We start from the raw sequence: 13,383 nt of genomic DNA, 5'->3' as shown, positions 1-13,383 counted from the left end.
TGGTGCTGTCCATGCTGTTTTAGAGGAGTTCAGGCGTGCTGTACCTAGCAGAGCTATCCAAGCCGATTGGATTTGCCAAGTCGTCTCTGCAATTGCTGGCCAAGCAGCAGCAGGACAATACCTGGGTGGCCGTGAACGAAGAATCCATTACCTTGGAAGGCCGCATCGCCCAGGAGGCTGGGCGCTTCAAGGATGGGTCATTGGTGCTGGCGGAAATCTCCGGCAACCGTCAGGTCGCCCGCATCAGCGAAGCCGCTCGCCAACTGGTGACCTATCTGCAAAACTTCAGCCAACTTCAGCTCAGAGCCCGCAGCCAGGAGGAGGAGATCGAGGTTTGGAAACAGTCCCTCACCTTTCAGGCGCATGAGCTTACCCGCCGCGAGATGGAGCTAGCAGCTCAAGAAGAAGAGGTGCAGCGGCTGTATGAGCAATACAAGAGTGTGGAGGAAGATCGCAAACTTCTGGACAGCCTCAAAGAGGAACTGGCAGCCCAGCAAGCTTACTTGGCTGAACAACAGCGCCTGATCGGAGAGCAGCGGGAAGCTCTGAATCGGCAGCGGCAAGAGTTGGAAGCCCAGTTGCAAGAAGCTCGCTCCAGCCGCTTGGGGGAGGCAGAAGCAGCGCAGCTACAGGCTTTGATGCAACAGCTCCAGGAGAGTCTGCATCCGGCTGGAGATCCCTTGGCGCTTCTGCAAAGCTTGAAAAGCCACATTCAGCAGCAGCAGGAGCACTTGAATCAACAGATTGCCCAACTGGAAGCAGAACGTCAGCAGGCCCAGGCCCGGCAAGACGAGCTGGATCGAGACTACCGCGCTTGGCAAGAACGCCACACCGCTTGGTGGGGATCCCAACGATCCCTGGAGCAGAGCCAAGCCGAATGGCATGCCCGCCAGGGATCCCTGCGAGCCCATCAAGAGCACCTGCAGAGGATTCTCCAGCAGCTGCAATCTCAAGAGAGCCTATACCAGAAAGCCTCTCGTCTGGTGCAGGAGTACGACTTCATCGTCGATGGCAGCAGCAACGGCGGGTCAGGTGCCTCAGGGTCTGCGATCTCGGTCGAGGAGCTGGCGGCCTTGGTGAGCCAACTGCGCCGAGATTACGAGCAGCGGGCAGCCCAAGTCAGCCAACAGCGGGCCGAGCTGGAGCAAAACCGGCAAACCCTGCGGGAGCTGCAAGAGCGGCTGGCCACCGCCTCTCCGGAGGAGCGGTTCGACATCGAACTGGATATCGACTACGCCCAGTCTGCCTGCAGCGCCCTAGAGGAAGCCCTGCTGCCTCAGGAGAAAAACCTGCAACGGGAATACGAGGAGCTGGCCCGCCAGGAAGCCCGCCTTAGGCAGCTTCAAAATCAGGCTGCCGCCCCAGTTCAGGTCGATATCGGGCCGATCCTGGAGCAGATCGGCAGCCAGAAGCAGGAGCTTCTCCAAGAAAAAAGCCGCCTGCAAACCCTCGTCCACCAACTGGAATCCTCTCTGCCCTTTCAACAAGAGCAACTGGCCCGCCAGCAGCAGGAATTGCAGCAGCAGTGGCAACAGTTGCAGCAAGAGGAGGGATCCCTGCGGGCCCGCACCCAGGCGATGGCAGAAACCTGGGGCCGCCTCAACCATCTGCAGGCCACCCTCTACCCCGAGCGAGATCGCTGGGCGGAGTTAGCGGAACAACTGGCTCAGTTGGAGGCAGAGCTGGCTCAATATCAAGAAAGGGGCTCCACGGCCAGCGCCCATGTCCAGCAGGTGCAATCGCTCCTGGCCGCCCTCACCCAGCGGTAAGGAGCTGTGTCCTGTCGTCTTCCCAAGCAGGCAGGCAGTGCCCACACATTCCTTTTGACACAAAAGGATAGCTTGGTAGCCCCGTACTTGAGGACGGGGCGGAAAAGCCCTTGAGCCACTTTAGTTGCTTCTTTAGAGCTTCTCCAGGAAAACAACCTACTGCGGTGCCAAACCCGCGCGGCAATGACTAACCTGGAGGAACTGAAGTCCTCCGAAGTAAGCAGAACTTTGAGGTTATGCCTCAAAAGACTATCTAGGGGCGTCTTGACAGCGCCTTCGCCAGTCCATTTTGGGCTGCGTAAGAATCCCCTGCCTTCAGGCGCTGGGAGTGTCAAGGGCTTGACGGCCTCAACCAAAGACAGCAAATCTGGTAAAATTCGGTAGCGCCTTGTAGATAGCGGGATCCCAACTTCTCGAGGCAGAGGAGCAGCGGAGATCTCCGCATTTTATCTGTCAGGAGTGTTCCAGTGTGAGGTCAGCTCGTGCGAATTGCAGTTGATGCGATGGGAGGTGACTACGCTCCCGAAGAGATCATCAAGGGCGCCCTGCTGGCCCATCGCTATCTTCAGGTGGGGATTGCGCTGGTCGGCCGTCCAGACGCGCTTGAGCCTTTCTTGCCCCGGCCCCTGCCTCCTGGGATCACCGTCGTGCCCGCTGAGGAGGTAGTGGGCATGGCGGAAGAGCCCCTGGCGGTGCGCAGGAAGCCGCAAGCCTCTATCAACGTCTCCATGCAACAGGTGCGCGCCAAGCAGGCAGATGCAGTGGTGGCTGCCGGCAACACTGGGGCTACGATGGCCGCTGCCTACCTCAACTTGGGCCGATTGGCGGGGATCGACCGCCCGGCCATCGGTGCTCTTTTGCCCACTTTGAAGGGCAAGCCGGTCTTGCTTTTGGATGTGGGAGCCAACGTGGACTGCCGGCCCCGCTTCTTGGAACAATTTGCCCGCATGGGATCCCTCTACTGCCAGTGCGTGCTGGGGATTGAGAAGCCGCGGGTGGGCCTGCTCAACATTGGCGAGGAGCCCAACAAGGGCAACGACCTGGCCCTGGCCACCCATCAGCGCCTGACCCAGTTGCCGGGGATTCACTTTGCCGGCAACGCCGAGGGGCGAGACGTGCTGACGGGGGACTTTGATGTGGTGGTGTGCGACGGCTTTGTGGGCAACGCCCTGCTCAAGTTTGCCGAGAGCGTCGGCCAGGTGATCACCCAGGTGCTGCGGGAGGAGTTGCCCCGCGGCTGGCGTGGCAAGCTGGGCTGCTGGCTGCTGCAGCCCAATCTGAAGCAGGTGAAGCGGCGCATGGACTATGTGGAATACGGCGGCGCTTTGTTGCTGGGGGTGAACGGCATCTGCGTCATTACCCACGGCAGCTCCAAGGCGGCGATGGTCTACCATGCCATTCGCCTGGCCAAAGAGGCGGCGGAGCAGAAGATCCTACAGCGGCTGCAAGCGGAAATGGCCGACTCTCACCCATCCAAAGTCAATGCCGGAGAGAATGCTCCTCCTCTGGCCTCAGCCTCTAACCCCAGTCCAGAAGCCCTGCCGGTAGGATCCCTGGATCGGGTGGAAGGATAGCGTTCATGCCCAGCAATGGCCTCCCGAGCGTGCGGCTGGTGGGGGTGGGGGCTGCCCTGCCGACTCCCTGCCTGAGCAACGACGACCTCAGCCAGATCGTGGAGACTTCCGACGAGTGGATCTGGCCCCGCACCGGCATTCGCCAACGGCGCATCCTGCCCCCCGACCTCAGCCTGGTGGATTTGGCGGCGCAAGCGGCAAAGGCTGCCCTGGCGCAGGCCGGCATCCCGCCCCAGGAGCTGGATCTAATCCTCCTGGCCACCTCCACCGGCGTCGATCGCTTCGGCTCCGCTCCGCGGGTGCAAGCAGCGCTGGGGGCGACACGGGCGGTGGCTTTTGACCTGACGGCAGCCTGTACAGGGTTTGTGTTTGCTGTGGCCACGGCGGCCCAGTTTCTGCAAACCGGGCTGTACCGGCGGGCGCTGGTGGTGGCGGCGGACGTACTCTCTCGCACAGTGGACTGGACAGATCGCACCACCTGTGTCCTATTTGGGGACGGGGCAGGGGCGGTGGTGCTGGAAGCCGCAAGAGAGGGGGACGGCGGCATCCTCAGCATCGAGCTGCGCAGCGATGGCAGTGGCAGCGAGCTGCTCAGCCTGGCCATGGCCACCGAGGCCAGGCCCCTGGTGGGATCCCTGCAGGTGGGTCAATACCACTGCTGCCCCATCGCCATGAACGGCCGTGAGGTGTACAAGTTCGCCGTCCAAGCGGTGCCGGAGATTATCGAGAAGGCTCTCTTTCGAGCTGGGATTGCCGCAGCAGCCGTGCAAGGCTACTTCATCCACCAGGCCAACCAGCGCATCCTCGATGCTGTGGCCAAGCGGCTGCAGTTGGATCCCCAGCGGGTGGCCAGCGTTCTGGAGCGCTACGGCAACACCTCCGGCGCCTCGGTGCCGATTGCGCTGGCCGACTGGATTGGCCAAAGGCGGTTTGGCCCTGGGGATTTGGGGGTGATGGCTGGCTTCGGCGCCGGCCTCACCTGGGGAGCAATTGTCTTTCGTTGGGGCAGATGAGTTGGAGAGTATTGAACTGATGAGCGTTGCCTGGATCTATCCCGGTCAGGGATCCCAAGTCGTGGGCATGGGAAGGGATTTACAAGATTGGCCAGGGGCGGCCCGCAAGTTGGCTGTGGCCCGCGAGGTGCTGGGATGGGATCCCCTGGCGCTCTCGGAAGAGCAGATCCATCAGACCGGCTACACGCAGCCGGCTTTATTCACTGTATCGGCCCTGCTGACGGACTATCTCTACGCTCAGGGTCAGGCTCCCGCCTGTACAGCCGGCCACAGCTTGGGAGAATATAGCGCCCTCTACGCCGCGGGGGTATTTGATTTTGAGACTGGCCTGCGGCTGGTGGCGCTGCGGGGCCAGTTGATGGAAGCTGCAGGGGATCCCCCCGGCAGCATGGCGGCGCTGATTGGGTTTGATCGCGACAAGCTGGAGCACCTGTGCCAGATGACTCCCGATGTGGTCATTGCCAACGACAACAGCCCGGATCAGGTCGTGATCAGCGGCTCGGTCGAGGGGGTGCAGGCCATCTGTGAGCAGTTGCAGGCCAAGCGCACCGTTCCCCTCAAAGTCAGCGGCGCCTTCCACTCGCCCTTGATGCAGGCGGCGGCGGAAACCTTTGCCCACACCTTGCGCGAGGTTGACTTTCAGGCTCCGCGAGTGCCGGTCTACAGCAATTGCACGGCTGCCGCTAGCCGAGATCCCCAGGTCCTCAAGCAGGCACTGCTGTCTCAGATGACTGCCCCAGTCCGCTGGCGAGAAACGGTGCTGCAGATGGCCGCCGACGGCATCCGAGAGGTGTGGGAAATCGGCCCTGGCAATGTGCTGACGGGCTTGGTGAGGCGAACGGCACCTGCCCTGGGACGGTGCAACATCAGCAGCCTCAGCATCGGCTAAGGGATCCCGGCAGCCCTGTTGCTGCAAGTTGCGTTGCTAGCTCCTCAAGGGAGAAGGGCTGCGGGTGAGGAAACCTCCCCAAACAGCAGTTAGGATCAATGAAAACCTGTTTCTGGGGCCGACGATGCCGTCTTCTCCCCCTCGCCAGCTTTGGGTCAATGCTTTTCCCGCTTTGGCTGGCCTTGCCGTGGCCCTCGGCAGCCTGGGATCCGGCGGATCCCTGTGGCAGTCGGGGGCAGCCGCTTTGGCTACGGGCATGACCGGCTACCTCGCCTCCGCCCTGGCTGGGAGTGAGTCCAAAGCCAAAATCCACCTGCTGGAGCAATCTCTGGAGCACCTCAAAAGCCGGCAAGAGCTAGGTTTACAGCACCTGCAAAACGAGCTGGCCGATCTGCGGGCTGCTCTTGCCAATTGGACACCCCTTCGGCAGGAAGAGAAAGCCGGCGATGGAACTGATGCTCAAACCTATTTTGAGTTGGGATCCCAGATCCAAGCTCAGCAAGAATTGCTTTCACAATTGCGTACAGAAGAGCAGAATCTAAAAGCCTCAATAGAAGACTTGCAAGCCAAAAAACAAGAGCTTGTACAACTTTTGAAAGAGTACGTTGCGAAAATTGACCAACTCCGCTGCAAACGGGATCTTTTGGCCCAAGAGATCGCCCGCCTTAATCAAGCTCGCCAAGCAACAGGCTGCAGCAACTTTGCCGCCCACCCCTCTGGGTTTGGAAAGGGATCCCTGGGCTTCAGCTCCGTTTCTGCCACCGCCTACGACGAAATTCTTGCAGCTATTGAGGAGCGAGTAAACGACTTGGACGACATGGCAAAAGCGATGGCAGAGCTGAGCTCGCTCGAGGGCAGATGGTAGCCTATCAGACGCCTTCCGAGTCCGGATCTATTTCATGAATTCGCCGCAGGGATCCCTTATTAAAGGCCGGGAAGCGTAGATAGGGGTACTGTTCCTTGGCCTGCTGCAGCTCTTGAAAGGCGGGGGCCAGGTGGTCTTGGGGGGAGATCCCTGTCACGACACACCAGATCTTGGTGCGTGTCAAGGCCACAAAAGCTTGGTTGCGCCGGCGCAGTTGCTCTTCCACACTGAGCCCCGGTTCGGTGGCGTTTTGAAACTGGCAAACGTAGACTTTCCAAGCTTCATTGCCTTTGGCCCGGAAGATCCCCGCTAGGGTGACATGCCCCGGCAAGCGGAAAATATCCTGACCGGCATCTTCGCCGGCTATGAGAGCTCTAATTCCTCTTTGTTTGAGCTTGGCCTTCAGGCTTTCCCAATAAGGTCTGCTCTTCTTGAAGCTGCCTACACCGGTAACCAGGAGATCCTCCGGCTGAAAACTCCACTGCTTCAGGTCGCGCTCGATTTGTTGGGCAATCCAATTCTGCTCCTCTTCCTCAGAAGGGAAGGTGCGCCAGATTAGCAGCGATTGCGGATCCACCTTGGGCTCAAAGTCTTCTTGATCGATGGGATGGCAAGCCTTGCGGGTGAGGGTAATTGTGGATCCAGGCTTACGAAAATCGCCTTCTACCACTTCGTAACCTAAATTTTCCCACTGCCCTTTTTGAGTAACTCCCTGCAAAGGCTGGTCTCCACGCAAAAGACCCATGTTGATGGCATGGGCAGCCATGAGAATAATCTTCGGAGTGCGGTAGCAATGGGGCAACACAGTGGCCCGCCCTCCCAACTGCACTTTGGGCTTGCCTGTCTCGTCGCGCCCGAATAGCTCGGCTATTCCTGGCACCGTCAGCGAGCCAATGCCCTGGGCTTCGTCATAGGCCCAATAGAGCCGTTTGGGATCCCGTAAAGCCCGATAGGCTAAACGGTAAAAGGCAGGGGGCAAATCTTGACCTTCATCGATCAAAATAACATCGAAGAGCTGAGGGATTTCCTTGGCTTCTTTTTCTAACTTTTCGCAGACGTAGTCGAAGGGCTCAGTTGTATAGTCATTTTTATCCCTTAGCTCTGCCTTTGCCCGCTCCAAGCTTTTGGGCGTTAAGCCACATTCGTTAGCGAGCAATCGATAGAACCCAGTTTGATTTTGGGATCCCCAGGCGTGCATCACCTGGATCTTTTTCCAGTCCGGCTCAAGGTCAAACTTGCTCTGACAGACCTTTGAGATTTGCTCGCGAATTTGGTGATAGAGAGAGCGGGTGTAAAAAACTACCGCAATGTCCCAATCGGGGTGGTCGGCGTGGATCTTGGCCGCTCTGCGAGTCAAGACTACCGTTTTGCCTGTCCCCGCCAGGCCCCGCAACCGCTGTGGCCCCTCAGGATATTGGGTGGCAATTTTGCGTTGGTCTTCATCAAGCTTAAAGATCTGCTCTTGGACGCGACGGATCACCGCCTGGGGATCGTAGCTGTAAGATATTGGGTCATCGCCGGGATCCCCCAACTTTATTCCCAACGTTTTGAGGATCACTTCCCATTCTGTGGCGTTGAGAGGAGCGCCATTGGCCTTTTTGGCCGCATACAGAGTCTGCCGCAACTGCTCTGGATGCTCCAAATCATCTGCAAAAAGCAGCGCCCCGAGAAACGGGGGATCCCCGAAGCGCTCCTGCCATTCTTGTCGCCGAATGCGAGGCAAAGCCAGCCGATATTGCCAGGCAACGCGAGCTTGGAGAGGCCGGGTTTCCGGATTTTGCTGCAGCCAATTCTTGATCTGAAACATTTGGTTATCGGCCTGCCCCAAGGGGGTCTCGGTTTCCCTGTGCCACTCCCGCATGCGCCACTGGCTGCCGTCGATGGCTTCGATATTGTAAAGGTTGCAGCCCTTACACTCGAAAACCCAAAAGCCCAGTTCAAAATGAATCAATAGGATGTCGGGCTTGGCCGTGACGTGGCCCTGATGGTTATAGATACTGAACTGATGGAGGAGGTAGCCGGGATCGGATCCCAGGGCCTGCCGCAGCGCATTCCAAACCACTGCTTCCGCAGCTACCCCAGGTAAGCTGTCGTCCAGAGCGCCGTCGGGTTGAAAGTGCATGGGGGATCCCTCGTTTTCCAACTTGAACCCAATGTACAACAGGAAACCTGAGCTCTTGGGGAAGGATCCAAAGCCCCTAAAGCAAAGACTCAGGTCGGATCCGGGGATCCACCCACATCAAGAGCAGATCGGCCAACAAATTGCCCAGAATGAGCATCACGGCCCCCAGCAAAAGCCCGGCCATCACCACGTTGATGTCGAAGCTCTGGACCGCTTCCAAGAGCAGCTTGCCCAGCCCCGGCCAGTTGAAGAAAAACTCGGCAATAAAAGAGCCGCTGAGCAAATTGGCAAACTCAAAGCCCAAGATCGTGATCAAGGGGTTGACGGCGTTGCGCAATGCATGCAGCCAGATCACCCGCCATTCCGGGATCCCACGCGCCCGCGCCGCCTGGATGTATTCCTGCCGCAGCACGTCCAAGAAGTTGCCGCGGGTAATCCGCTGCAGCCCGGCAAAGCTGGTGATGCTCAGGGCCAGCGTGGGCAAGAGCAGGTGACGGCCCAGATCCAGCAGCTTTCCCCCCCAACCCAGCTCGGCAAAATAAACACTGGTCATCCCGCCCACCGGCAGCCAGCCCACGTTTTGGGCCACGATCAGCAGCAAAATGGCTAGCACAAAGCTGGGCATGGCCTGCCCCAGGTAGCTGAGCAACTGCAACGCCCGATCCAGAGGAGTGTTCTGCTGCAGCGCCCCCAGGATCCCCAGCGGAATGGCGATCATCCAAGTCAGCAAAACGGAGCACACTGCCAACAGCAGGGTGGCGCCGGCGCGGGAGAGGATGAGCTGCGCTACTGGCACGCGATAGGTGTAGCTGACGCCAAAATCCCCCTGCAGCAGATTGCCCAGCCAGGTCAAATACTGCCAAAGCAAGGGTTTATCCAAGCCCAGCCGCGCCTCTTCCTGGGCGATAAACTCCTGGCTGATACTGGGATCCGCCCGCAAGGGATCCAAAAAATCGCCGGGGGCCAGTTGCAGGAGCAAAAAGCTGAGCACCGTGATCAGCAGCAGCACCGGCACCGCTTGGACCAGCCGCTGCAAAACAAGGGCTAGGGGAGGCCAAAGGCTGAACACCCGTCCAGCAGGGGGAGAAGAGGTTGCGGCCACAGGCAGAAGTCGAGTTGAGCGAGGTCCAAATCTCCCTGGGAGTGGGATCCCTGTCGAACTATGCTGCCATTCTCGCGGCCAAATTTCCAGGTTGCTGCCTGGCTTGGAACAGGGCGCAGTTGCCCGTTAGGGGAATTGGGGGTTAAGCCAATCCGGCAGGCGCAAGCTAAGGCGGTAGACTAGTTAGAAGCTTTTTCGATGAGTTGCCGTTGGGAAGATCTCTTGCGAAACCTGTTTCTTACCGGCGCTAGCGGCTGTCTGGGGCATTATGTGTTGGAGCGCCTGGCCCAACAAAGGGATCCCGAGTTTCCGGAGCAGCCCGCCTACCACCTGTACATTCTTATCCGCAACCCCAGCCGCCTGCGGTTGCCCCCGGAGCGTTTGCCTGCCCCCATCACCCTGGTGGCCGGCGATCTCCTGCGCATTCGGGAACACGCCGCCCTGCTGCGGCAGATGGATGGGTTGATCCACATGGCGGCGGCTTGGGGGGATCCCACCCTGACCTGGGCGGTGAACGTCACCCACACCTTGGAGTTGCTCAGCTTGTTGGATCCGGAGCGCTGTCAGCAGGTGATCTACTTTTCCACTGCCAGCCTTTTGAATCAAGCGTTAGAACCTTTGGCCATCGCCGGCCAGGCCGGCACCGACTACATCCGCAGCAAGTACGCGATGCTGCTGCGACGGCAGGAAAGCAGCTTCTGGCCAGATCGCCTGCTCACCCTCTACCCCACCCTGCTGTTTGGCGGCAGCCCCCACCACCCCTACTCCCACATCACCGCCGGCCTCAAGGAGGTGCTCCGCTGGCTGGATTTGATCCGCTTTTTGCGGGTGGATGCCAGCTTCCACTTCATCCACGCTGCCGATGTGGCCGAGATGGTGGCCCATTGGGTGGCCCATCCGCCGGGGGGAGGGGATTGGGTGTTGGGCAACCCCCCCTTGTCGGTGGATGAATGCGTAGAGCAGGTGTGCGCCTATTTTAAAAAACGGATTTATTTCCGCCTGCCCCTGCCCATCGGCCTATTTCGCGCCCTAGCCTTCCTACTTCGGGTGCGACTTTCGGCCTGGGATGAGTACTGCCTGCGCCACCGCCACTTTGTCTATCCGGCCCTCTCCCCAGCAGCGCTGGGCTTGCCCTGCCGCTTCCCTACCGTAGCCTCTCTTCTCGACGCCTACCTCTAGGCCACCTTTGATAGAGTCACGCAACTCCCCTCTCCCCAGGGGTAAGGGATCCCGACAGGGATCAGCCGGCAGAGGCCACTGCTTCTCTGTGAGCCAAGCCTTGAAGCTGAGCAGCAATGCGCTCCCGGTCGAGCCTCTGGCCGATGAACACCAGGCGGGTCAACCGCGGCTCTTGCGGGCGCCAGGGGCGGTCGTAGTAGGTCTCAAATCGGGATCCCACCCCCTGCAGCACCAGGCGCATCGGCTTGTGGGGCACGGCCACAAACCCCTTTACCCGGTAGAGGCATTCCTCTTGAGCCAGTTGACGCAGTTGGGCAACTAGGGATCCCGGCTCATAGCTGCCCTCCAGGCTGAGGCAGAAAGACTCAAAAGCTTCGTGCTCGTGCTCCTCCTCGAAGTCGTGGTGGCTGGGGCGGCGCTCCAACTGATCCTCCACCGCCGCCTGGAAGCCCAAGAGCACTTCTGGGGCAACCTGGCCCCGCTCACAGGGGAGAACTCGAACCTCAGGGCGCAATTGTTGCCGCAGCCAGCTCTCCACCTGGGTTCGCTCCTTCGGCGTGATCTGATCCACCTTGCTCAGCAGCACCAAATCAGCGCAGCTCAACTGATCCTCAAACAGCTCCTCAATGGGAGTCTCGTGATCCAGGCTCTCATCGGCCTGACGCTGCGCCTCCAGCGCCGCCAGATCCCCCACCAGTTGCCCAGAAGCCAGGGCCTGGCCATCCACCACTGCAATCACCGCATCCACCGTGGCGCCGGTGCGAATGGTGGGCCAGCGGAAAGCCTGCACCAGCGGCTTGGGCAAGGCCAATCCTGAAGTCTCAATCAGGATGCAGTCCAGCTCTGCCCGCCGCCGCAGCAGAGCCTCCATGGTCGGCAAGAACTCCTCCTGCACCGTGCAGCAGAGGCAGCCGTTGGCCAGCTCCAGAATGGGGATGGAGCCCCCTCCCTCGCAGAGTTGGCAATCCCGCAGCAGTTCGCCGTCGATGCCCACTTCGCCAAACTCATTGACCACTACGGCGATGCGGCGGCCCTGGTTGTTGAGCAAAAGGTGACGGATCAAAGTGGTCTTGCCGGATCCCAAAAATCCGGTGATGACCGTAACCGGAACTTTGTGCATCTTGATTTGCGCATTCGGCCTTCCCAGTCTCTACCCGTGCTTCCCTCTCTGTCCATCCCGGCAGGGGGGATCCCCAAAAAAAGGCCCCCTGCCGGGGGCCAAAGGTTGTGATCTCCGAGAGACTTCCGGGCTTATCGGATCGGCTTCATCCGGTAAACCGGCTCGTTCTCGCGGCTGATCCCCTTCTCAAAGCCGGCAGCAGCGGCGCGCGCGCGACCAGCATGCCACAGGTGACCGACGAAGAACAGGAAGCCGAAGATGAAGTTGTGGGCTGCCAGCCAGGTGCGCGGGCTGGTGAAGTTCACCGTGTTGATCTCGGTAGCCACACCCCCCACCGAGTTCAGGGATCCCAGCGGCGCGTGGGTCATGTACTCTACCGCACGGCGGGCCTGCCAGGGTTGGATGTCGTTCTTCAGCTTGTCCAGATCCAAGCCATTGGGGCCCAGCAGCGGCTCTTTCCAAGGGGCCCGCACATCCCAGAAGCGCATCGTCTCACCGCCGAAGATGATCTCGCCCGTGGGAGAGCGCATCAGGTACTTACCCAGACCGGTGGGGCCTTGGGCCTGGCCGATGTTCGCCCCCAGGCGCTGGTCGCGCACGATAAAGGTGAGGGCTTGGGCTTGCGAGGCTTCCGGGCCGGTGGGGCCGTAGAACTCGCTGGGGTAAACGGTGTTGTTGAACCAGATGTAGCAGGTGGCAATAAAGCTCATCAGCGAGACCGCCGCCAAGCTGTAGGAGAGATAGGCCTCTCCCGACCAGATAAGAGCACGGCGGGCCCAGCCAAAAGGCTTGGTGAGGATGTGCCAGATCCCACCGGCAATGCAGATGATGCCGATGTAGATGTGGCCGCCGATCACATCCTCCATGTTGTCCACGCTGATGATCCAGCCGTCGCCGCCAAAGGGAGACTTGAACAGGTAGCCGAAGATGACCGCCGGGTTGAGCGTGGGGTTGGTGATCACCCGCACGTCGCCACCCCCCGGAGCCCAGGTGTCATAGACGCCACCAAACCACATGGCCTTGGCCACCAACAGGAAAGCCCCCAACCCCAACAGGATGAGGTGGATCCCCAAGATGGTGGTCATCTTGTTCTTGTCTTTCCAGTCGTAGCCGAAGAAGGGGAAAGACTGCTCCAGGGTTTCCGGGCCGCGCACGGCGTGATAAATGCCTCCCAGACCCAGCACCGCGCTGGAGACCAGGTGCAGCACACCGATCACAAAGTAGGGGTAGGTATCGATCACCTCGCCGCCTGGGCCAACTCCCCAGCCCAAAGTGGCCACGTGGGGCATCAGGATCAGCCCCTGCTCGTACATGGGCCGATCCGGCGTGAAGTGAGCCACCTCAAACAGCAGCATCGCTCCCGCCCAGAAGACGATCAGGCCGGCGTGGGCTACGTGAGCGCCCAAAAGCCGACCGGAAAGATTGATCAAGCGAGCATTCCCGGCCCACCAGGCGAACCCGCCCTGGGTGCGATCCTGCATCGCTGCGGAACCAAACGTCGTTGAAGTCACTGAGGCCAGCCTCCGAAAACAGTAAAGGTCACAGTACAGCAAAAGATATGAGGTGAAAAGCAAAGGAGCTTAGGAATGGCCGAGCGCCTACCCATCCAATCCAAGACTTGAATAGGCGAACGCTCGGCCTCGGCTCTCACGTAAAGGATCGAGAGAACTCAAGCGTTCGACAGCCAGCGCCAGTTTAGAGCGCGTTGCCGCGGGGCAGGACTTCCTCGGGGAACTCAAAGCGCTCGTGC

10 protein-coding genes are annotated in these 13,383 nt (G+C 60.0%); 6 read left to right on the top strand and 4 right to left on the bottom strand.

What is annotated here, in order from left to right; genetic code table 11:
• Window positions 1-35: 35 nt before the first annotated feature.
• The 5 genes from hmpF (at window position 36) to NW848_RS08140 (ending at window position 6,110) form a co-directional block, all read left to right on the top strand.
• Window positions 36-1,769 carry a pilus motility taxis protein HmpF gene (gene hmpF, locus NW848_RS08160; protein WP_414508727.1) on the top strand — a complete coding sequence of 578 codons (1,734 nt, stop codon included), beginning with the start codon at window positions 36-38 and terminating at the stop codon, window positions 1,767-1,769.
• A 482-nt stretch (window positions 1,770-2,251) separates the two neighbouring features.
• On the top strand, window positions 2,252-3,343 hold the full coding sequence (gene plsX / locus NW848_RS08155) for a phosphate acyltransferase PlsX (protein ID WP_011431166.1): 1,092 nt from the start codon (window positions 2,252-2,254) through the stop codon (window positions 3,341-3,343).
• 5 nt (window positions 3,344-3,348) lie between these two features.
• The gene (locus tag NW848_RS08150) at window positions 3,349-4,356 is read left to right on the top strand and encodes a beta-ketoacyl-ACP synthase III (RefSeq protein WP_414402848.1); all 1,008 of its coding nucleotides are present in this window, start codon (window positions 3,349-3,351) and stop codon (window positions 4,354-4,356) included.
• A gap of 19 nt (window positions 4,357-4,375) precedes the next feature.
• On the top strand, window positions 4,376-5,245 hold the full coding sequence (gene fabD, locus NW848_RS08145) for an ACP S-malonyltransferase (protein ID WP_011431164.1): 870 nt from the start codon (window positions 4,376-4,378) through the stop codon (window positions 5,243-5,245).
• 124 nt (window positions 5,246-5,369) lie between these two features.
• Window positions 5,370-6,110 (top strand): hypothetical protein, encoded by a 741-nt coding sequence (locus tag NW848_RS08140; protein WP_011431163.1) that lies wholly within the window; start codon window positions 5,370-5,372, stop codon window positions 6,108-6,110.
• Between the two features lie 4 nt (window positions 6,111-6,114).
• Here NW848_RS08140 and NW848_RS08135 read toward each other — a convergent pair whose 3' ends face one another.
• Together NW848_RS08135 and NW848_RS08130 are read right to left on the bottom strand one after the other, a co-directional pair.
• Window positions 6,115-8,232, bottom strand: a complete 2,118-nt coding sequence (locus NW848_RS08135; RefSeq protein ID WP_071813564.1) for a DEAD/DEAH box helicase — start codon at window positions 8,230-8,232, stop codon at window positions 6,115-6,117.
• A gap of 76 nt (window positions 8,233-8,308) precedes the next feature.
• The gene (locus NW848_RS08130; protein WP_011431161.1) at window positions 8,309-9,334 is read right to left on the bottom strand and encodes an ABC transporter permease; all 1,026 of its coding nucleotides are present in this window, start codon (window positions 9,332-9,334) and stop codon (window positions 8,309-8,311) included.
• A 222-nt stretch (window positions 9,335-9,556) separates the two neighbouring features.
• Between NW848_RS08130 and NW848_RS08125 the strand changes: the two genes are divergently transcribed.
• On the top strand, window positions 9,557-10,513 hold the full coding sequence (locus NW848_RS08125) for an NAD-dependent epimerase/dehydratase family protein (protein ID WP_414510873.1): 957 nt from the start codon (window positions 9,557-9,559) through the stop codon (window positions 10,511-10,513).
• A 61-nt stretch (window positions 10,514-10,574) separates the two neighbouring features.
• Here NW848_RS08125 and cobW read toward each other — a convergent pair whose 3' ends face one another.
• Both cobW and psbC read right to left on the bottom strand, forming a co-directional pair.
• Entirely contained in the window at window positions 10,575-11,633 is a 1,059-nt protein-coding gene (cobW, locus tag NW848_RS08120; RefSeq protein WP_011431159.1) for a cobalamin biosynthesis protein CobW, read from the bottom strand.
• Between the two features lie 131 nt (window positions 11,634-11,764).
• Window positions 11,765-13,114: a photosystem II reaction center protein CP43 gene (gene psbC / locus NW848_RS08115; RefSeq protein ID WP_041438536.1), complete on the bottom strand. Its 1,350-nt coding sequence runs from the start codon at window positions 13,112-13,114 to the stop codon at window positions 11,765-11,767.
• Between the last annotated feature and the right edge of the window lie 269 nt (window positions 13,115-13,383).

It is taken from the genome of Synechococcus sp. RC10A2 (assembly GCF_047502605.1).
The sequence above is the reverse complement of the archived record's forward strand: the minus strand, read 5'-3'. Positions and strand labels throughout refer to the sequence as shown.

Excerpts from the sequence above, each read along its gene's own strand:
- NW848_RS08150 (WP_414402848.1), top strand. The coding sequence starts at position 3,349 with ATGCCCAGCAATGGCCTCCCGAGCGTGCGGCTGGTGGGGGTGGGGGCT.
- fabD (WP_011431164.1), top strand. The coding sequence starts at position 4,376 with ATGAGCGTTGCCTGGATCTATCCCGGTCAGGGATCCCAAGTCGTGGGC.
- NW848_RS08140 (WP_011431163.1), top strand. The coding sequence starts at position 5,370 with ATGCCGTCTTCTCCCCCTCGCCAGCTTTGGGTCAATGCTTTTCCCGCT.
- NW848_RS08135 (WP_071813564.1), bottom strand. The coding sequence starts at position 8,232 with ATGCACTTTCAACCCGACGGCGCTCTGGACGACAGCTTACCTGGGGTA.
- cobW (WP_011431159.1), bottom strand. The coding sequence starts at position 11,633 with ATGCACAAAGTTCCGGTTACGGTCATCACCGGATTTTTGGGATCCGGC.
- psbC (WP_041438536.1), bottom strand. The coding sequence starts at position 13,114 with ATGCAGGATCGCACCCAGGGCGGGTTCGCCTGGTGGGCCGGGAATGCT.